Below are 20,042 nucleotides of genomic sequence, written 5' to 3'. Positions count from 1 at the left end.
ACTTGTGATCGCCCTCTCTCTCGCCGAGATCGCCTCCGTCGTCGGCGGGCAGACGCACGACATACCGGATCCGTCCGTCCAGGTCACCGGACCGGTCGTCCGGGACTCCCGCGAGGCCGGGCCCGGCACCCTCTTCGTCGCCTTCGTCGGTGAGCGCGTGGACGGCCACGACTTCGCCCAGGCGGTCGTGGAAGCGGGCGCGGTCGCCGTACTGGCGTCGCGCCCCGTCGGCGTGCCCGCGATCGTCGTCGAGGACGTCCAGGCGGCTCTCGGCGCCCTCGCGCGTCATGTCGTACGACGGCTCGGCGCGACCCTCGTCGCCCTCACCGGCTCCGCCGGCAAGACCAGCACCAAGGACCTGATCGCCCAGGTGCTCCGGCACAAGGCGCCGACCGTGTTCACGCCCGGCTCGCTCAACAACGAGATCGGGCTTCCCCTGACCGCGCTCAGCGCCACCGAGGAAACCCGGTTCCTCGTCCTGGAGATGGGCGCCCGCGGCATCGGCCACATTCGCTACCTCGCCGACCTGACCCCGCCGAAGATCGGTCTCGTGCTCAACGTCGGGACCGCCCACATCGGCGAGTTCGGCGGCCGGGAGCAGATCGCGCAGGCCAAGGGCGAGCTCGTGGAGGCCCTTCCCTCAGCGGACGAGGGCGGCGCCGCGATCCTCAACGCCGACGATCCTCTCGTACGGGCCATGGCATCCCGTACGAAGGCGAAAGTGATCCTTTTCGGAGAGTCCGGCGAAGCGGACGTACGCGCCGAGAACGTGCGACTCACGGACAGCGGACAGCCCGCCTTCATGCTTCACACACCCTCCGGTGCAAGCGAAGTGACCATGCGCCTGTACGGTGAGCACCACGTGTCGAACGCGCTCGCCGCGGCCGCCGTCGCCCACGAGCTGGGCATGTCCGCGGAAGAGATCGCCACCGCGCTCTCCGAGGCGGGCTCCCTCTCCCGCTGGCGTATGGAGGTCACCGAGCGCCCGGACGGCGTGACGGTCGTCAACGACGCCTACAACGCGAACCCCGAGTCCATGCGAGCCGCCCTGCGCGCGCTCGCGGCCATGGGCAGGGGGCGGCGGACCTGGGCGGTGCTCGGCAAGATGGCCGAGCTCGGGGACGAGGCGCTCGCCGAGCACGACGCGGTCGGACGGCTCGCCGTCCGGCTCAATGTCGGCAAGCTCGTCGCGGTCGGGGGCAGGGAAGCGTCCTGGCTGCAACTGGGCGCATATAACGAGGGTTCGTGGGGTGAGGAGTCGGTGCACGTGTCCGACGCACAGGCGGCGATCGACCTGTTGCGCAGCGAGTTGCGCCCGGGAGACGTCGTCCTCGTGAAGGCGTCCCGTTCGGTCGGCCTGGAGAGCATCGCCGAGGCTCTGCTGGCAACCGGTGCCGAGGGTGAGGTCGCAGCCCGATGATGAAGCAGATCCTGTTCGCAGGAGTCATTGGCCTCTTCCTGACCCTGGTCGGCACCCCGCTGCTGATCAAACTCCTGGCCCGCAAGGGGTACGGCCAGTACATCCGCGACGACGGCCCGCGCACGCACGGCAGCAAGCGCGGTACGCCGACCATGGGCGGAATCGCCTTCATCTTCGCGACGGTCGCCGCGTACTTCCTGTCGAAGGTCATCACCGGCTACACCCCCACGTACTCCGGTCTGCTGGTGCTCGGCCTGATGGTCGGCATGGGCCTGGTCGGCTTCCTCGACGACTACATCAAGATCGTCAAGCGGCGTTCGCTGGGCCTCAGGGCCAAGGCGAAGATGGCCGGCCAGCTGATCGTCGGCATCAGCTTCGCGGTGCTCTCGCTGCAGTTCTCGGACGCCCGCGGCAACACCCCCGCCTCCACGAAGCTGTCGTTCATCACGGACTTCGGCTGGACGATCGGCCCGGTGCTGTTCGTCGTCTGGGCGCTGTTCATGATCCTCGCGATGTCGAACGGCGTGAACCTGACGGACGGTCTGGACGGCCTGGCCACCGGCGCCTCCGTCCTCGTCTTCGGCGCGTACACCTTCATCGGCGTCTGGCAGTTCCAGGAGTCCTGCGCCAACGGCGAGAGCCTGACCAACCCCGGCGCCTGTTATGAAGTGCGCGACCCGCTCGACCTCGCGGTCATCGCCTCCGCGCTGATGGGTGCCTGCCTCGGCTTCCTGTGGTGGAACACCTCTCCTGCCAAGATCTTCATGGGCGACACCGGTTCGCTGGCCCTCGGCGGTGTGCTCGCCGGTCTCGCGATCTGCTCGCGCACCGAGCTGCTGATCGCCCTCCTCGGCGGCCTGTTCGTCCTCATCACCATGTCGGTCGTCATCCAGGTCGGCTCCTTCCGCATGACCGGCAAGCGCGTCTTCCGCATGGCGCCACTCCAGCACCATTTCGAACTCAAGGGGTGGTCCGAAGTCCTCGTGGTGGTCCGCTTCTGGATCATCCAGGGCATCTGTGTGATCGTCGGCCTGGGTCTCTTCTACGCGGGATGGGCGGCGGACAAGTGACCGACTGGCAGGGCAAGCGCGTCACCGTCGCGGGGCTCGGCGTCTCCGGGGTCCCGGCGGCCAAGGTGCTGCACGAACGCGGGGCTCTCGTCACGGTCGTCAACGACGGGGACGACGAGCGGGCCCGTGCCCAGGCGGCCGAACTGGAGGCGCTGGGCATCACCGTGCGCCTCGGTGACGGCGCGACCCTGCCGGAGGGCACCGAACTCATCGTCACGGCCCCCGGCTGGAAGCCGGACAAGCCGCTGTTCGAGGCGGCACGCGTAGCCGGCGTGCCGGTCTGGGGCGACGTCGAGCTCGCCTGGCGGCTGCGCGGACCCGACGCCGCGCCCTGGCTCGCCGTCACCGGCACCAACGGCAAGACCACGACCGTCCAGATGCTCGCCTGCATCCTGAAGGCGGCGGGCCTGCGCACGGCCGCCGTCGGCAACATCGGCGTCTCGCTGCTGGACGCGGTCCTCGGCGAGGAGCGGTACGACGTCCTGGCGGTGGAGCTCTCCAGCTACCAGCTCCACTGGGCGCCCTCGCTGCGCGCCCACTCCGCCGCCGTACTGAACCTGGCGCCCGACCACCTCGACTGGCACGGCTCCATGGAGGCGTACGCGGCCGACAAGGGCCGTATCTACGAAGGCAATCGCGTCGCCTGCGTCTACAACGTCGCCGACAAGGCCACCGAGGACCTGGTGCGCGCGGCGGACGTCGAGGAGGGCTGCCGCGCCGTCGGCTTCACCCTCGGGGCGCCCGCCCCCTCCCAACTCGGCGTGGTGGACGGCATCCTGGTCGACCGCGCCTTCGTGGAGAACCGGCAGAAGAACGCCCAGGAGCTCGCCGAGGTCTCCGACGTCAATCCGCCGGCCCCGCACAACATCGCCAACGCCCTTGCGGCGGCCGCCCTGGCGCGTGCCTTCGGGGTGCCCGCGGCGGCTGTACGGGACGGTCTGAGGGCCTTCACACCGGACGCCCACCGCATCGCGCACGTGGCCGACATCGACCAGGTCGCCTATGTCGACGACTCCAAGGCGACCAACACCCATGCCGCACAAGCCTCATTGGCGGCGTACGAGTCGATCGTGTGGATCGCGGGGGGTCTCGCGAAGGGCGCGACCTTCGACGAGCTGGTGACGGGGGCGGCGAAGCGGCTGCGCGGTGTCGTCCTCATCGGCGCGGACCGCGCGCTCATCCGCGAAGCCCTGGCGCGACACGCCCCGGAAGTACCCGTCGTCGACCTCGACCGGACCGACACTGGGGCGATGCTCCAGGCAGTCCAGGAAGCGCAGCGGCTCGCTGCCCCAGGCGACACCGTTCTGCTGGCCCCGGCCTGTGCCTCCATGGACATGTTCACCAACTACAACAAGCGCGGTGACGCGTTCGCGGAGGCGGTTCGCGAACTCGGCGCGGGCACCTGACAGCGGGTCTTGGCCATGGCGGGTGCATCGGGACCCTTGGAGGGACGCGTGACTCGGATGTGGCCAGGGTTCGACAGGGCAGGAGAGGCCGATGCCCGGTAGCCGTACCGGGCGGCCGCCCGTGCGGCGGGCCGTCAGACGGCCCGCCGCCCCCCGGGCACCGCGCGAGAACCTGCTCCTCGGCCTGTATCTGCGTGCCCGCCGCGCCTGGGACCGGCCGCTGACCGCGTACTACCTGATCCTTGGTGGCAGCCTCCTGATCACCGTGCTCGGCCTGGTGATGGTCTACTCCGCCTCCCAGATCACGGCCCTGCAGATGTCCCTGCCGGGGTCGTACTTCTTCCGCAAACAGCTCCTCGCGGCCGTCATCGGCGGCGTACTGCTACTGATCGCCTCCCGGATGCCGGTGAAGCTGCACCGGGCGCTCGCCTACCCGATCCTCGCGGGCGCGGTCTTCCTGATGGCCCTGGTGCAGATCCCGGGGATAGGGATGTCGGTCAACGGCAACCAGAACTGGATCGCCCTCGGCGGCTCCTTCCAGATCCAGCCCAGCGAGTTCGGCAAGCTGGCGCTCGTGCTGTGGGGCGCCGACCTGCTCGCCCGCAAGCAGGACAAGAAGCTGCTGAGCCAGTGGAAGCACATGCTGGTGCCCCTCGTACCGGTCTCCTTCATGCTGCTCGGGCTGATCATGCTCGGCGGCGACATGGGCACGGCGATCATCCTGACGGCGATCCTGTTCGGCCTGCTGTGGCTGGCGGGCGCCCCGACCCGGCTGTTCGTCGGGGTGCTGTCCATCGCCGCCACGCTCGGTCTGATCCTCATCAAGACCAGCCCCAACCGCATGGCCCGACTCCAGTGCATCGGCGCCACCGAGCCGAAGTCAGGGGTGGCAGACTGCTGGCAGGCCGTGCACGGCATCTACGCCCTCGCCTCCGGTGGACTCTTCGGTTCCGGGCTTGGTGCGAGTGTGGAAAAATGGGGCCAACTCCCGGAAGCGCACACGGATTTCATCTTCGCCGTGACCGGTGAGGAACTGGGTCTGGCGGGGACGCTGTCCGTGCTCGCCCTCTTCGCGGCTCTAGGCTATGCGGGTATCCGCGTGGCCGGACGCACGGAGGACCCCTTCGTGAGGTATGCCGCGGGAGGCGTGACCACCTGGATCACCGCGCAGGCGGTGATCAACATGGGTGCGGTGCTCGGCCTGCTGCCGATCGCCGGTGTCCCCCTCCCGCTGTTCTCCTACGGGGGGTCCGCCCTGCTGCCGACCATGTTCGCCATCGGGTTGCTGATCGCCTTCGCGCGTGAGGACCCCGCTGCGCGGATGGCGCTTTCGATGCGGCAACCCCGCTTTGGTAGAAAGCGGGCGGGAGGCCCTGTGCGGGGGCCTCGGAGATGGAACACGATGCGACGGCGTGCCCCGGTGGCGCGCTCGTCCGGAGAGCGGTGAATTTCGGTGCATGTCGTACTCGCCGGTGGGGGGACCGCCGGCCACATCGAGCCCGCGCTCGCCCTCGCGGACGCCCTGCGCAGGCAGGACCCGACCGTGGGGATCACGGCCCTGGGCACGGAGCGCGGCCTTGAGACCCGGCTCGTACCGGAGCGGGGCTACGATCTCGCACTGATCCCCGCGGTACCGCTGCCACGTAGGCCGACCCCCGAGCTGATCACCGTCCCGGGCCGGCTGCGGGGCACGATCAAGGCCGCCGAGCAGATCCTGGAGCGCACCAAGGCGGACGCCGTCGTCGGCTTCGGTGGGTACGTGGCCCTGCCCGGCTACCTGGCCGCCAAGCGCCTCGGCGTGCCGATCATCATCCACGAGGCCAACGCCCGGCCCGGCCTCGCCAACAAGATCGGCTCGCGGTACGCCGCCAAGGTCGCCGTCTCCACACCGGACAGCAAGCTGCGTGACGCCCGCTACATCGGCATCCCGCTGCGCCGCTCCATCGCCGTCCTCGACCGGGCTGCCGTACGCCCCGAGGCCCGCGCCGCCTTCGGGCTCGACCCGAACCTGCCGACGCTGCTGGTCTCCGGCGGCTCGCAGGGCGCGCGCCGACTCAACGAGGTGGTCCAGCAGGTCGCGCCGTACCTCCAGCAGGCCGGGATCCAGATCCTGCACGCGGTCGGCCCGAAGAACGAACTGCCACAGGTGCACCAGATGCCGGGGATGCCCCCGTACATCCCGGTACCGTACGTGGACCGGATGGACCTCGCGTACGCCGCGGCCGACATGATGCTCTGCCGCGCGGGCGCGATGACCGTCGCCGAACTCTCCGCCGTCGGGCTCCCGGCCGCCTACGTCCCGCTGCCCATCGGCAACGGCGAACAGCGGCTGAACGCCCAGCCGGTCGTGAAGGCCGGCGGCGGACTCCTGGTCGACGACGCGGACCTGACCCCCGAGTGGGTGCAGCAGAACGTCCTGCCCGTGCTCGCCGATCCGCACCGGCTGTTCCAGATGTCCCGCGCCGCGGGTGAGTTCGGCCGCCGGGATGCCGACGAACTGCTCGTCGGCATGGTGTACGAGGCGATCGCCGCCAACCGTGCACGCCATTAGGAGACGCATCGGCGAGTGAGCCGAAGGGGCGCGCCGGTGTCGAGAGCTCGAGCGCGCGGAGGCCCGAAGGGTCGAGCGCGGTCGGGCTCTCGACACCGGCTGAGGCGCCCCGGAGGCGAACCGAGCCAGGAAAGGAGTGCGCGTGGCCGGATCGACTACCGCCGAGCGCGGTGAACGCCAGCAGGAGTCGTCCGGCCCGCCGCCCGCCCGGAGGTTCACACCACCCCGGCTTCGTACGATCATCATCCTCGCTGTCGCGCTGGTGCTCGGCGGCGCCGGATCCGTCTGGGTCCTGTACGGCTCGAACTGGCTGCGCGTGGAGCGCGTATCGGTCTCCGGGACAAAGATCCTGACGCCCGCGCAGGTGCGCGAGGCCGCCGACGTTCCGGTCGGAGCGCCGCTGATTTCCGTCGACACCGAGGTGATTGAGGCACGACTGCGCCGGAAATTGCCCCGAATTGACGTGGTTGACGTAGTGCGTTCCTGGCCTCATGGAATCGGGCTGAAAGTGACTGAGCGTACTCCGGTTCTTCTTGTCCACAAGGGCGGTAACTTTGTCGAAGTGGACGATGGGGGTGTCCGTTTCGCCACGGTTTCCGAGGCTCCGAAAGGCGTGCCGGCACTGGAATTGACGCTGTCCCAGCCGGGCTCGCGCGCCGCGAGCCTGCGTCGTTTCGGCGAGGACCGATTGGTTCGGGAGGCGGTCCGCGTCGCCCGTGCCGTTCCGGCCGCCGTCGCGCATCGGACCCAGGCCGTCAAGGTGCGTTCGTACGACGACATCTCGCTCGAGTTGAGCGACGGCCGGACCATCGCATGGGGGAGCAGCGAGAAGGGCGCCGCGAAGGCCCGTACGCTCACGGCTCTCATGAAAGCCTCCGCCGATGCGCGGCACTTCGACGTCAGCGTTCCCACCGCGCCCGCGTCATCAGGGAGTTGACGCACATCCGCGCAGGCCAGCACCCTGGTTGGGCAGCGCTACGCCTGATCACATAGGGTGAAAAGAAAAACGGGAGGTTCGGCGTGTTCGTTGAACGTGCGCCACTTGTCGACTTAGTGTCCTGTTCAGAAGACTCCAGGGAACAGACACACTGGTAACCCTAAACTTCAACGTTAGGGTTCGGGTCGGCGATACGGACCGTCCCAATCGGCATCAGTCGTCGGACCGCGGCAAGGCCGCGAGGCGGCGACACGTAACTCGAGGCGAGAGGCCTTCGACGTGGCAGCACCGCAGAACTACCTCGCAGTCATCAAAGTCATCGGTGTCGGCGGCGGTGGTGTCAATGCCATCAACCGGATGATCGAGGTCGGTCTCAAGGGCGTCGAGTTCATCGCCATCAACACCGACGCGCAGGCGCTGTTGATGAGCGATGCCGACGTCAAACTCGACGTCGGCCGCGAACTCACCCGCGGACTCGGCGCCGGAGCCAACCCGGCCGTGGGCCGCAAGGCCGCCGAGGACCACCGCGAGGAGATCGAGGAGGTCCTCAAGGGGGCCGACATGGTCTTCGTGACGGCCGGTGAAGGCGGCGGCACCGGCACCGGCGGCGCGCCCGTCGTGGCCAACATCGCACGCACCCTGGGCGCCCTCACCATCGGCGTGGTCACGCGCCCGTTCACCTTCGAGGGACGCCGCCGCGCCAACCAGGCCGAGGACGGCATCGCGGAACTCCGCGAAGAGGTCGACACCCTCATCGTCATCCCGAACGACCGGCTGCTGTCCATCTCGGACCGCCAGGTCTCGGTCCTCGACGCCTTCAAGTCGGCCGACCAGGTCCTGCTCTCCGGTGTTCAGGGCATCACCGACCTCATCACCACGCCCGGCCTGATCAACCTCGACTTCGCCGACGTCAAGTCGGTCATGTCCGAGGCCGGTTCGGCCCTCATGGGCATCGGCTCGGCCCGCGGCGACGACCGCGCGGTGGCCGCGGCCGAGATGGCGATCTCCTCGCCACTCCTTGAGGCGTCCATCGACGGTGCCCGGGGCGTGCTGCTCTCCATCTCCGGCGGCTCCGACCTCGGTCTGTTCGAGATCAACGAGGCCGCCCAGCTGGTGAGCGAGGCCGCGCACCCCGAGGCCAACATCATCTTCGGCGCGGTCATCGACGACGCCCTCGGCGACGAGGTCCGGGTCACCGTGATCGCGGCCGGCTTCGACGGGGGCCAGCCGCCGGCCCGCCGGGACAACGTCCTCGGTTCGGCCTCGTCGTCCTCGTCCTCGGGCCGCCGTGAGGAGCCCACCCCGGTACGGCAGACCGAGAGCCGCCCGTCCTTCGGCTCGCTCGGCAGCGTCACGCCGAAGGAGGAGCCGGAGGCGTCCGAGCCGGTGGCCGACCTCCCGGTCGCCCCGCCGGTCCCGCCGTCGCGGGCCTACTCGGACAGTGCGGCCGAGGAGCTGGATGTGCCGGACTTCCTGAAGTGATAAGACAGCGCGAGAGCGTGAGCGGCGCGCACTTCGCATTCACCGATCGGTGGGGTGGGGTGAGCGCCGCTCCGTATGAGGAGCTCAACCTCGGTGGGGCGGTCGGCGACGACCCCGAGGTCGTACGGACCAATCGTGAACTGGCCGCCAAGTCCCTGGGACTCGACCCCGCTCAGGTGGTCTGGATGAACCAGGTGCACGGGGCCGACGTGGCGGTGGTGGACGGACCGTGGGATTCCGCTTCGGAGCTCCCCTCGGTCGACGCGGTCGCCACCGCCCGGCGCGGACTCGCCCTCGCCGTCCTGACCGCCGACTGCACGCCGGTCCTGCTGGCCGACCCGGTCGCGGGGATCGCCGCCGCGGCCCACGCGGGCCGGCCGGGCATGATCGCCGGCGTCGTCCCCGCCGCCGTACGGGCCATGCTCAAGCTCGGCGCCGAGCCGTCCCGGATCGTCGCCCGCACCGGACCCGCCGTCTGCGGCCGGTGCTACGAGGTGCCGGAAGCCATGCGCGCCGAGGTCGCCGCCGTCGAACCGGCGGCGCACGCCGAGACGAGCTGGGGCACGCCCGCGGTCGACGTGACCGCGGGGGTGCACGCGCAGCTCGAGCGGCTGGGGGTGCACGACCGGGAGCAGTCGCCGGTGTGCACACTCGAGTCGGGGGACCACTTCTCATACCGCCGCGACAGCGCCACGGGGCGACTCGCGGGATATGTCTGGCTGGACTGATGGACATGACCGACCGCAAGGACGTACTCGCCAGGAACCTGGCGAAAGTGGAGGAGCGCATCGCCGCCGCGTGCGCGGCCGCGGGACGGGGGCGTGAGGACGTCACGCTCATCGTGGTCACCAAGACCTATCCCGCGAGCGATGTGCGGATGCTGTCGGAGCTCGGCGTGCGGCACGTCGCCGAGAACCGCGACCAGGACGCGGCGCCCAAGGCCGCGGAATGTGCGGATCTTCCCCTTGCTTGGCACTTCGTCGGTCAATTGCAGACCAACAAGGTGCGATCTGTGGCCGGTTACGCGGATATCGTGCAGTCCGTCGATCGTTCCAAGCTCGTCACGGCTCTGTCCAAAGAGGTCGTGCGGGTCGGGCGTGAGGTGGGATGCCTCCTACAGGTCGCGCTCGACGCGGACGAGAGCGGAAGAGGGGAGCGGGGTGGCGTAGCACCTGGCGGAATCGAAGAGTTGGCCGACCTCGTCGCCGACGCTCCGGGGCTGCGACTCGACGGACTGATGACCGTCGCTCCGCTCACCGGGGAGTACACGGGGCGCCAACAGGCGGCGTTCGAGCGGTTGATGGATTTGTCGACCGACCTGCGCCGAGCGCATCCGGCTGCGAACATGGTCTCGGCAGGGATGAGTGCGGACCTCGAACAGGCCGTGGCGGCCGGAGCGACACATGTACGCGTCGGCACCGCGGTACTCGGAGTACGCCCCAGGCTCGGGTAACGTCGCCAGGAAGTCGGACCACAGCAGAAAATATGGTCATTACCGCAGCAAAGCGGGCATAACGACCTAGTGGATCGCGGGCACTTGGCAGTCAGCCGATCCACCACAGAGCGGAGGACTCAGAGAATGGCCGGCGCGATGCGCAAGATGGCGGTCTACCTCGGCCTCGTGGAGGACGATGGGTACGACGGCCGCGGTTTCGACCCTGATGACGACTTCGAACCCGAACTGGACCCGGAGCCCGAGCGGGACCGTCGGCGGCACGAGCTGTCGCCGCATGGTTCTCACCAGTCCCATCAGGCACATCAGCCCGAAAGGGATGAATCGGTACGAGTGGTGCAGCCTCCGGCGCCGCGCGACCCCTTGCCCCGATCCGCTTCGCTAGGCGCGGAATCCGGGCGCCCGGCGCGCATCGCGCCCGTGGCATCCATCACACAAGAACGCGCAAGCCTGGAGAAGAACGCACCGGTGATCATGCCCAAGGTCGTGTCAGAACGAGAGCCTTACCGGATCACCACACTTCACCCCCGGACCTACAACGAGGCCCGTACCATCGGGGAACACTTCCGTGAGGGCACCCCGGTGATCATGAATCTGACTGAGATGGATGACACAGACGCCAAGCGACTTGTCGACTTTGCTGCCGGTTTGGTGTTTGGTCTTCACGGCAGCATCGAGCGGGTGACGCAGAAGGTGTTCCTGTTGTCGCCTGCTAACGTCGATGTCACGGCGGAGGACAAGGCCCGTATCGCAGAGGGCGGGTTCTTCAACCAGAGCTGAGACACACGACCGGAAACAGCAGTACAAGTAGTACCCGGCAGCACGGAACAGGGGAGAGGGAAGCACAGGTAATGAGCGTGGTTCTGGATGTCATCTACATCGCGCTGATGTGCTTCCTCATCGTGCTGATCTTCCGGTTGGTCATGGACTACGTCTTCCAGTTCGCCCGCTCGTGGCAACCCGGTAAGGCGATGGTGGTCGTTCTGGAGGCCACCTACACGGTCACTGATCCACCGCTCAAGCTTCTGCGGCGGTTCATTCCGCCGCTGCGTCTCGGGGGCGTGGCGCTCGACCTGTCCTTCTTCGTACTGATGATCATCGTCTACATCCTGATCTCCGTCGTGAGCCGGCTGTGAACGATACGGTCTTGCCGAATGCCGACGACTACGTTGAGGTGAAGAGATGCCGTTGACCCCCGAGGACGTGCGGAACAAGCAGTTCACGACCGTCCGCCTCCGAGAAGGCTATGACGAGGACGAGGTCGATGCCTTCCTCGACGAGGTCGAAGCCGAACTGACGCGCCTGCTCCGCGAGAACGAGGACCTGCGTGCCAAGCTGGCCGCGGCCACGCGCGCTGCTGCCCAGAACCAGCAGAACATGCGCAAGCCCCCGGAGCAGCAGGATCAGCAGCAGGGTATGCCCCAGCAGGGTGGTATGCCCCAGCAGGGCGGTATGCAGCAGCAGGGCGGCATGCAGCAGGGCGGTATGCAGCAGGGCATGCCGCAGCAGGGCATGCGCGGGCCGGGTGCTCCGGTGCCGGCCGGCATATCTGGCCCGCCGCAGCAGCAGATGGGTGGCCCCATGGGTGGCCCGCCCCAGCTGCCGAGCGGTGCACCGCAGCTGCCCGCCGGTCCCGGCGGTGGCCAGAACGGCCCGCAGGGTCCCGGTGGGATGGGCCAGGGTCCGATGGGTCAGGGCCCCATGGGCGGCCAGCCCCCCATGCAGCAGCAGATGGGCGGCCCGATGGGTGGCCCCATGGGCAACCCGATGGGCGGCCACGGTCAGGGCCCCGGTGGCGACAGCGCCGCCCGTGTCCTCTCGCTGGCCCAGCAGACCGCCGACCAGGCGATCGCAGAGGCTCGTTCCGAGGCCAACAAGATCGTCGGCGAGGCGCGTTCGCGTGCCGAGGGTCTCGAGCGTGACGCCCGTGCCAAGGCCGACGCCCTGGAGCGGGACGCGCAGGAGAAGCACCGCGTCGCGATGGGCTCCCTGGAGTCCGCCCGCGCCACGCTGGAGCGCAAGGTCGAGGACCTGCGCGGCTTCGAGCGCGAGTACCGCACGCGTCTGAAGTCCTACCTGGAATCGCAGCTGCGTCAGCTGGAGACCCAGGCCGACGACTCGCTGGCTCCGCCGCGCACTCCGGCGGCCGCGTCGCTGCCGCCGTCCCCGGCGCCTTCCATGGCTCCGGCCGGCGCGAGCGCCCCGTCGTACGGCGGTGGCAACCAGGGCATGGGTGGCGGCCCGTCTCCTGCCGGTCCGTCCTACGGCGGCCAGCAGCAGATGTCCCCGGCGATGACCCAGCCGATGGCGCCGGTACGGCCGCAGGGCCCGTCGCCCATGGGCCAGGCTCCCTCGCCGATGCGCGGCTTCCTCATCGACGAGGACGACAACTGACGGTTATGAGTACGCCGTAGGCGTCGGCAGCGTTCAGGGCGGGGCCCCGGATATTGATCCGGGGCCCCGCCCTTTTGCCGGCCCTTTCGCCGCGCGCATTCGAGGTTTTGCCGTGAGTGTTCGGGAGTACGCGCAGTTGTCCGTGTGTACGCAACGCCGAAGGCCCGGGGTCACCAAGATCTTCTTGGCGAGCCCGGGCCTTCGGCGTCCGTGGTTACGCCTTGCGCAGGCGGAACGTCAGGGACAGTCCCTCGTCGGTGAACGGCGAGCCGTACGTGTCGTCCGCCTCGTCCTGGGCGAAGTCGGTGGCGAGGACCTCGTCGGCGATCAGGGCCGCGTGCTCGTCGAGCGCCGCGATCACCGCCGGGTCCGTGGCCGCCCAACGCAGCGCGATGCGGTCGGCCACGTCCAGGCCGCTGTTCTTGCGGGCCTCTTGGATCAGGCGGATCGCGTCACGGGCCAGGCCCGCCTGACGCAGCTCCTGCGTGATCTCCAGGTCGAGGGCGACCGTGGCGCCCGAGTCGGACGCCACCGACCAGCCCTCCCGAGGGGTCTCCGTGATGATGACCTCGTCCGGCGCGAGCGTGACCGTCTCGCCGTCGACCTCCACCGACGCCGTGCCCTCGCGAAGGGCGAGGGAAAGACCGGCGGCGTCCGTGTTCGCGATGGCCTTCGCCACATCCTGGACCCGCTTCCCGAACCGCTTGCCGAGCGCACGGAAGTTGGCCTTCGCCGTCGTGTCGACGAGCGAGCCGCCCACCTCGGACAGCGACGCCAGCGACTCGACGTTCAGCTCCTCCGTGATCTGCGCGTGCAGCTCGGGGTCGAGAGAGTCGAAGCCCGTCGCGGCGACCAGCGCGCGCCGCAGCGGCTGACGCGTCTTCACGCCCGACTCCGCGCGCGTGGCACGGCCCAGCTCCACCAGTCGTCGGACCAGGACCATCTGCTTCGACAGCGCCGGGTCGATGACGGACAGGTCCGCCTCAGGCCAGGACGCCAGGTGCACCGACTCGGGGGCGCCGGGCGTGACGGGCGCGATCAGGTCCTGCCAGACCCGCTCAGTGATGAACGGCGTCAGCGGGGCCATCAGCTTCGTGACCGTCTCGACGACCTCGTGCAGGGTGCGCAGCGCCGCCTTGTCGCCCTGCCAGAAGCGGCGCCGGGAGCGGCGTACGTACCAGTTGGACAGGTCGTCGACGAACGCCGAGAGCAGCTTTCCGGCGCGCTGGGTGTCGTAAGCCTCAAGCGCCTGAGTCACCTGGTCGGTGAGCGCGTGCAGTTCGGACAGCAGCCAGCGGTCCAGGACCGGCCGGTCCTCCGGGGCCGGGTCGGCCTCGCTGGGTGCCCAGTCGGAGGTGCGGGCGTACAGGGCCTGGAAGGCGACCGTGTTCCAGTACGTGAGGAGCGTCTTGCGGACGACCTCCTGGATGGTGCCGTGGCCTACGCGGCGGGCCGCCCACGGTGAGCCGCCCGCCGCCATGAACCAGCGGACCGCGTCCGCGCCGTGCTGGTCCATCAGCGGGATCGGCTGCAGGATGTTGCCCAGGTGCTTGGACATCTTGCGGCCGTCCTCGGCGAGGATGTGGCCGAGGCACACGACGTTCTCGTACGACGACTTGTCGAAGACCAGCGTGCCGATCGCCATCAGCGTGTAGAACCAGCCGCGGGTCTGGTCGATGGCCTCGGAGATGAACTGCGCCGGGTAGCGGCTCTCGAAGAGCTCCTTGTTCTTGTACGGGTAGCCCCACTGCGCGAACGGCATCGAACCCGAGTCGTACCAGGCGTCGATGACCTCCGGCACGCGCGTGGCCGTCTTCTGGCACTTCGGACAGGCGAAGGTGACGTCGTCGATGAACGGGCGGTGCGGGTCGAGCTCCGACTGGTCGGTGCCGGTCAGCTCGGTCAGTTCGGCGCGGGAGCCGACGCAGGTGAGGTGGCCGTCCTCGCAGTGCCAGATCGGCAGCGGCGTGCCCCAGTAGCGGCTGCGGGAGAGCGCCCAGTCGATGTTGTTGTTCAGCCAGTCGCCGAAGCGGCCGTGCTTGACGGTGTCCGGGAACCAGTTGGTCTTCTCGTTCTCCTGGAGAAGGCGGTCCTTGACGGCCGTGGTGCGGATGTACCAGGACGGCTGCGCGTAGTAGAGGAGCGCGGTGTGGCAGCGCCAGCAGTGCGGGTAGCTGTGCTCGTACGGGATGTGCTTGAAGAGGAGACCGCGGTTGTGGAGGTCCTCGGTGAGCTTTTCGTCCGCCTTCTTGAAGAAGACGCCGCCCACGAGGGGGACGTCCGCCTCGAAGGTGCCGTCCCGGCGGACGGGGTTCACGACGGGCAGGCCGTACGCGCGGCAGACCTTGAGGTCGTCCTCACCGAAAGCGGGGGACTGGTGGACCAGACCCGTGCCGTCCTCGGTCGTCACGTACTCGGCGTTGACCACGTAGTGGGCCGGTTCCGGGAACTCGACGAGCTCGAACGGACGTTGATACGTCCAGCGCTCCATCTCGGCGCCGGTGAAGGTCTCGCCCGTGACCTCCCAGCCCTCGCCGAGGGCCTTGTCGACGAGCGGCTGGGCGACGACGAGCTTCTCCTCGCCGTCCGTCGCGACGACGTAGGTGACATCGGGGTGCGCGGCGACGGCCGTGTTGGACACCAGCGTCCAGGGGGTCGTCGTCCACACCAGGAGCGCTGCCTGGCCGGCGAGCGGACCGGAGGTGAGCGGGAAACGGACGTACACGGACGGGTCGACGATCGTTTCGTAGCCCTGCGCCAGCTCGTGGTCCGACAGACCCGTCTCGTCGCGCGGGCACCACGGGGCGACGCGGTAGTCCTGGACCAGCAGGCCCTTGTTGAAGATCTCCTTCAGCGACCACCAGACGGACTCCACGTACTCGGGGTCCATCGTGCGGTACGCGTCGTCCAGGTCGACCCAGTAGCCCATGCGGTTCGTGAGCTCGGTGAAGGCGTCGGTGTGGCGGGTCACGGACTCGCGGCACTTGGCGTTGAACTCGGCGATGCCGTAGGTCTCGATGTCCTTCTTGCCGTTGAAGCCGAGTTCCTTCTCCACGGCGATCTCGACCGGGAGGCCGTGGCAGTCCCAGCCTGCCTTGCGGGCCACGTGGTACCCGCGCATGGTGCGGAAGCGCGGGAAGACGTCCTTGAAGACGCGTGCCTCGATGTGGTGGGCGCCCGGCATGCCGTTGGCCGTGGGCGGGCCCTCGTAGAACACCCACTCGGGGCGGCCCTCGGACTGCTCCAGGGACTTGGCGAAGATCTTCTGCTCGCGCCAGAAGTCGAGCACCGCGTGCTCGAGCGCGGGCAGGTCGACCTGGGCGGGCACCTGGCGGTACGTCGGCTTTGTCATCAGCGAGCTTCCTCCGGCGGACTTGCTGCCTTCCGTCCGGAGGGACGAGAGCTGTGTCATTCCCTGCGCCGCCTTCGGCGCGCTCCCGCGGTACCACCCTCCTTGGCTCTCCGGTGCGCTCTACGCGCCGGTGAGCCCCCTCATTGGGGTCGCGATGCCGGGTCTACTGGCCGCCTTCTTTCGGCTGCGGCTTTCTTCCGGCGGCTCCGGGGTGATCTTCACGTCGCGCTCGCCCCCGGGCTTCCACCGTCCCCGGGTCGCTCTGGGCTGCGTACGTCGCTACTCGTCCCCATCCACGCTTTTCGCTCCGCCCAGTGTACGGCGCCGCGGGGACAGCGGCCGACCGGTTTCTCGGCGGCCGGGGCCGGGGCACGGCGGGGGCGGGGGTGACCCGAATGGCGAAGCGCGCGTGTTCGAATCCGGGGAGGCGCGGCTCGGCGGATTACCCGGCGGGGAGCTGGGCACAACGGATGCAGGTTTGCCGCGCGGCATCCGCGAAGGGGGCGAATCGGGCGGTGCGCCCCGTTGCCGCGGGACTCGAGTCGATTTATCGTCCCAGCACGATTCGCGTGCAAGATCACAATATGTGAAGGGGCCGCGGCCATGGTGGCGAAGAAGACCGCCGTACAGCAGCCGGCGTCCGGGTCCACGGGTGCCTCCGGCGGTGCGGCCAAGGACGTCGGAGGGAAGAAGAGCACGCAGGGGGGCGCGGCCGAGCGGGTGGCCAAGGCCGTGAAAACGGTGGGTACGGCGGCGAAGAAGGCGGCCGGCAAGGGGGTTGGTGCGGGTGCGGGTGCGGGTGCCAAGAAGGCCGTGGGGAAGAAGACTGCGACGAAGAGATCGGCGTCGGTGAAGAAGGCCGCCGCCAAGAAGGTCGCCGCTTCCAAGGCGGCTCCTGCCAGGACCGCGGTCGCGGGGGAGGGCGCGGAGAGACCGGCCGGTGGGAAGCCCGCGGCGGGCAAGAAGGCGGCGGCCGGCAAGAAGGTGCCGGCGAAGAAGGCCGCGGCCGCCAAGGAGACGGGTGCGAAGGCGGCGGGTGCAAGGTCGGCGGCGAGGAAGGAGGCGGGCGCGACGGCGGCGGCTGCGAAGAAGACCGCCCAGAAGCGCAGCTCCACGAAGGGTGGCTCTACGAAGAGGGCCGCTACGGAGAGCGGCACCACGAAGCGCGCCTACACGGAGAGCGACTCCAAGAAGGGCGCGTCTTCGAAGGGCGCTTCCACGGAGAGCGGCTCCATGAAGGGCGCCCCCAAGAAGCGCACCACCCCCACGAAGAGCGCAGCCAAGACGACTGCGGCTACCAAGAGCACGGCCAAGAAGAGCACGGCCAAGAAGGCGGGCGCGGCGCAGGCCGCGGAGCAGACGGGAGCCACGACAGTGGTTGCGAAGAAGACTCCTGGCACGGCCGCGGCGGCGAAGACCGCGGTTCCCAAGGCGCGGATCGCCGCGGCGGAGCCCGGCGACCTCGCGGTGCGCCCCGGTGAGGACCCCTGGACGCCGGGAGAGGTGGAAGAGGCGCGTGCCGAGCTGACGTCCGAGGCGACGCGGCTGCGTGACGAGATCGCCTCGTCCGAGGCGTCCCTCGTGGGTCTGATGCGGGACTCCGGGGACGGCGCCGGCGACGACCAGGCGGACACCGGCACCAAGAACATCACGCGGGAGCACGAGATGGCCCTGGCGGCCAACGCGCGCGAGATGCTCATCCAGTTCGAGCGCGCCCTGGAACGGCTCGACGCGGGCACCTACGGCCTGTGCGAGAACTGCGGCAATCCCATCGGCAAGGCCCGCATGCAGGCCTTCCCGCGGGCCACCCTGTGCGTGGAGTGCAAGCAGAAGCAGGAACGGCGGTACTGATCAGCAGGGTGCCGAGGGTCGTGACGTACCCTCGTCCTCAGTCAGGTATCTAGGTTGAGGGACTCACGTGGCAGAGGCGGAGCGCATCATCGGTACGCCGGAAACCCCAGCGGACGCGTCGGAGAGCGCCGCCGAGGCAGAGCGGCCCCGGGGCAGGCGGCGGATCGCCGTGCTGTTCGCCGTCGCCGCCTTCGCGTATGCCCTCGACCTGATCAGCAAGATGATCGTGGTCGCCAAGCTGGAGCACCACGAGCCGATCGAGATCGTCGGGGACTGGCTGAAGTTCGAGGCCATCCGCAACGCGGGCGCGGCCTTCGGCTTCGGCGAGGCCTTCACCGTGATCTTCACGGTGATCGCGGCGGCCGTGATCGTGGTCATCGCCCGCCTCGCCCGCAAGCTCTACAGCCTGCCCTGGGCGATCGCGCTCGGCCTGCTGCTCGGCGGTGCGCTCGGCAACCTCACCGACCGGATCTTCCGGTCGCCGGGCGTGTTCGAGGGCGCGGTCGTCGACTTCATCGCGCCCAAGCACTTCGCGGTCTTCAACCTCGCCGACTCGGCGATCGTGTGCGGCGGCATCCTGATCGTGCTGCTGTCGTTCAAGGGGCTCGACCCCGACGGCACCGTCCACAAGGACTGAGCCCGCCGGGGTTGTCCACAGGCTCCGTACGGGTCTGTCCCGCCTGTCCGGCATACTCGACGGGTGAGCACCATTCCCGATATCCGATCCCTGCCCGTGCCCGACGGCCTGGAGGGCGAGCGCGTCGACGCCGCCATCTCCCGCATGTTCGGCTTCTCCCGTACCAAGGCCGCGGAGCTCGCCGCCTCGGGGAAGGTCACGGTCGACGGGTCGGTGGTAGGGAAGTCCGAGCGGGTGCACGGCGGAGCCTGGCTGGAGGTCGAGATGCCGCAGGCGCCCGCGCCCGTGCAGATCGTCGCCGAGCCGGTCGAGGGCATGGAGATCGTGCACGACGACGATGACGTGGTCGTGATCGTCAAACCGGTCGGCGTCGCGGCGCACCCCAGTCCCGGCTGGACCGGGCCGACCGTGATCGGCGGGCTCGCCGCCGCCGGTTACCGCATCTCGACCTCGGGTGCCGCGGAGCGCCAGGGCATCGTGCACCGCCTCGACGTGGGCACCTCCGGCCTGATGGCCGTGGCGAAGTCGGAGTACGCGTACACCTCGCTCAAGCGCCAGTTCAAGGAGCGCACGGTCGACAAGCGGTACCACACGCTCGTCCAAGGCCATCCGGACCCGACCAGCGGCACCATCGACGCCCCCATCGGCCGCCACCCGATCCACGACTACAAGTGGGCGGTCACGGCCGAGGGCAAGGCCTCGGTGACGCACTACGACCTCATCGAGGCGTTCCGTGCGGCCTCCCTGCTCGATGTGAAGTTGGAGACCGGCCGCACCCACCAGATCCGCGTCCACATGGCCGCCCACCGGCACCCGTGCGTCGGCGACCTGACGTACGGCGCCGACCCCACGCTCGCCAAGCGGCTCCATCTGACCCGCCAGTGGCTGCACGCCGTCCGGCTGGGCTTCGAGCACCCCGGGGACGGGCAGTGGGTGGAGTTCGAGTGCGGCTACCCGGAGGACCTGCAGCGGGCCCTGGACCAGGTTCGCGAGGAGACCTACGCGTGACTTCGTCGTCGTTCGTCGTGCGGGTCGCCGAGGACCTCGCCGACCGGGAGGCGTGCTTCGCGGTGCGCAAGGAGGTCTTCGTCGGCGAGCAGGGGGTCCCCGCGGACCTGGAGTACGACGCGTACGACGCCGACGCCGTGCATGTGCTGGCGGTCCGGGAGGACGGGACACCGCTCGGCACCGGGCGGCTGCTGTACGGCGAGGTCGCCGCGGTGAAGACCGACGGCGACCCGGCGGTGGGATCGCTGGGGAGGCTCGCCGTGACGAAGGACGCGCGGGGGCTCGGCGTCGGGGCCGCCCTCGTACGGGCCGTGGAGCACGCGGCACGCGCGCGTGGGCTCGCGGCGGTGGACCTGCACGCGCAGACGCACGCGCTGGGGTTCTACGAGCGGCTGGGGTACGTGGCGTACGGCCCGGAGTTCCCGGACGCCGGCATCCCGCACCGGGCGATGCGCCGGGTGCTGTAGCCGCAGGCGGGTGC

Annotated in this window: 17 protein-coding genes; 16 read left to right on the top strand and 1 reads right to left on the bottom strand. The window is 69.4% G+C overall.

The features are described 5' to 3' along the window. Window positions 1–4 precede the first annotated feature (4 nt). The 12 genes from murF to ACFYO2_RS01855 all read left to right on the top strand — a co-directional run bounded on the left by murF (window position 5) and on the right by ACFYO2_RS01855 (window position 12,713). A complete protein-coding gene (gene murF / locus ACFYO2_RS01910; RefSeq protein ID WP_388342667.1) occupies window positions 5–1,420 on the top strand; it encodes a UDP-N-acetylmuramoyl-tripeptide--D-alanyl-D-alanine ligase in 1,416 nt (471 codons plus the stop codon). Further along, window positions 1,420–2,490 carry a phospho-N-acetylmuramoyl-pentapeptide-transferase gene (gene mraY / locus ACFYO2_RS01905; RefSeq protein WP_388343934.1) on the top strand — a complete coding sequence of 357 codons (1,071 nt, stop codon included), beginning with the start codon at window positions 1,420–1,422 and terminating at the stop codon, window positions 2,488–2,490. Before murF ends, mraY begins: the two co-directional genes overlap by 1 nt. Beyond that, entirely contained in the window at window positions 2,472–3,896 is a 1,425-nt protein-coding gene (gene murD, locus ACFYO2_RS01900) for a UDP-N-acetylmuramoyl-L-alanine--D-glutamate ligase (protein WP_388342664.1), read from the top strand. Before mraY ends, murD begins: the two co-directional genes overlap by 19 nt. A 91-nt stretch (window positions 3,897–3,987) precedes the next feature. Beyond that, on the top strand, window positions 3,988–5,343 hold the full coding sequence (gene ftsW / locus ACFYO2_RS01895; RefSeq protein ID WP_388342662.1) for a putative lipid II flippase FtsW: 1,356 nt from the start codon (window positions 3,988–3,990) through the stop codon (window positions 5,341–5,343). A gap of 6 nt (window positions 5,344–5,349) precedes the next feature. Beyond that, window positions 5,350–6,447 carry an undecaprenyldiphospho-muramoylpentapeptide beta-N-acetylglucosaminyltransferase gene (murG, locus tag ACFYO2_RS01890; RefSeq protein WP_388342659.1) on the top strand — a complete coding sequence of 366 codons (1,098 nt, stop codon included), beginning with the start codon at window positions 5,350–5,352 and terminating at the stop codon, window positions 6,445–6,447. A 142-nt stretch (window positions 6,448–6,589) separates the two neighbouring features. Further along, complete coding sequence (locus ACFYO2_RS01885; protein WP_388342657.1) at window positions 6,590–7,384, top strand: cell division protein FtsQ/DivIB; 795 nt, start codon at window positions 6,590–6,592, stop codon at window positions 7,382–7,384. A gap of 279 nt (window positions 7,385–7,663) precedes the next feature. Next, window positions 7,664–8,866, top strand: coding sequence for a cell division protein FtsZ (gene ftsZ / locus ACFYO2_RS01880; protein WP_388342655.1), 1,203 nt, complete (start codon window positions 7,664–7,666; stop codon window positions 8,864–8,866). A gap of 17 nt (window positions 8,867–8,883) precedes the next feature. Beyond that, window positions 8,884–9,594: a peptidoglycan editing factor PgeF gene (gene pgeF / locus ACFYO2_RS01875; RefSeq protein WP_388342653.1), complete on the top strand. Its 711-nt coding sequence runs from the start codon at window positions 8,884–8,886 to the stop codon at window positions 9,592–9,594. 5 nt (window positions 9,595–9,599) lie between these two features. Further along, the gene (locus ACFYO2_RS01870) at window positions 9,600–10,319 is read left to right on the top strand and encodes a YggS family pyridoxal phosphate-dependent enzyme (RefSeq protein WP_388342651.1); all 720 of its coding nucleotides are present in this window, start codon (window positions 9,600–9,602) and stop codon (window positions 10,317–10,319) included. A gap of 126 nt (window positions 10,320–10,445) precedes the next feature. Beyond that, window positions 10,446–11,099, top strand: a complete 654-nt coding sequence (locus ACFYO2_RS01865; RefSeq protein WP_388342648.1) for a cell division protein SepF — start codon at window positions 10,446–10,448, stop codon at window positions 11,097–11,099. A 71-nt stretch (window positions 11,100–11,170) separates the two neighbouring features. Next, a complete protein-coding gene (locus tag ACFYO2_RS01860) occupies window positions 11,171–11,455 on the top strand; it encodes a YggT family protein (RefSeq protein WP_030596379.1) in 285 nt (94 codons plus the stop codon). 46 nt (window positions 11,456–11,501) lie between these two features. Then, entirely contained in the window at window positions 11,502–12,713 is a 1,212-nt protein-coding gene (locus tag ACFYO2_RS01855) for a DivIVA domain-containing protein (protein WP_388342645.1), read from the top strand. Between the two features lie 214 nt (window positions 12,714–12,927). Here ACFYO2_RS01855 and ileS read toward each other — a convergent pair whose 3' ends face one another. Continuing rightward, window positions 12,928–16,065, bottom strand: a complete 3,138-nt coding sequence (gene ileS, locus ACFYO2_RS01850) for an isoleucine--tRNA ligase (protein ID WP_388342643.1) — start codon at window positions 16,063–16,065, stop codon at window positions 12,928–12,930. Between the two features lie 603 nt (window positions 16,066–16,668). On the opposite strand from ileS, the gene ACFYO2_RS01845 reads away from it, so the two are divergent. The 4 genes from ACFYO2_RS01845 to ACFYO2_RS01830 all read left to right on the top strand — a co-directional run bounded on the left by ACFYO2_RS01845 (window position 16,669) and on the right by ACFYO2_RS01830 (window position 20,028). Next, window positions 16,669–17,916, top strand: coding sequence for a TraR/DksA C4-type zinc finger protein (locus tag ACFYO2_RS01845; RefSeq protein ID WP_388342640.1), 1,248 nt, complete (start codon window positions 16,669–16,671; stop codon window positions 17,914–17,916). 67 nt (window positions 17,917–17,983) lie between these two features. Beyond that, complete coding sequence (gene lspA / locus ACFYO2_RS01840) at window positions 17,984–18,553, top strand: signal peptidase II (protein WP_388342637.1); 570 nt, start codon at window positions 17,984–17,986, stop codon at window positions 18,551–18,553. Window positions 18,554–18,616: 63 nt separating this feature from the next. Further along, window positions 18,617–19,561 carry an RluA family pseudouridine synthase gene (locus tag ACFYO2_RS01835; RefSeq protein WP_388342634.1) on the top strand — a complete coding sequence of 315 codons (945 nt, stop codon included), beginning with the start codon at window positions 18,617–18,619 and terminating at the stop codon, window positions 19,559–19,561. After that, window positions 19,558–20,028: a GNAT family N-acetyltransferase gene (locus tag ACFYO2_RS01830; protein WP_388342631.1), complete on the top strand. Its 471-nt coding sequence runs from the start codon at window positions 19,558–19,560 to the stop codon at window positions 20,026–20,028. The genes ACFYO2_RS01835 and ACFYO2_RS01830 overlap by 4 nt, the downstream gene beginning before the upstream one ends. The last annotated feature ends 14 nt before the right edge of the window (window positions 20,029–20,042 follow it).

The organism is Streptomyces sp. NPDC006602, assembly GCF_042870385.1.
Taxonomy (GTDB): Bacteria; Actinomycetota; Actinomycetes; order Streptomycetales; family Streptomycetaceae; genus Streptomyces.
The sequence above is the reverse complement of the archived record's forward strand: the minus strand, read 5'-3'. Positions and strand labels throughout refer to the sequence as shown.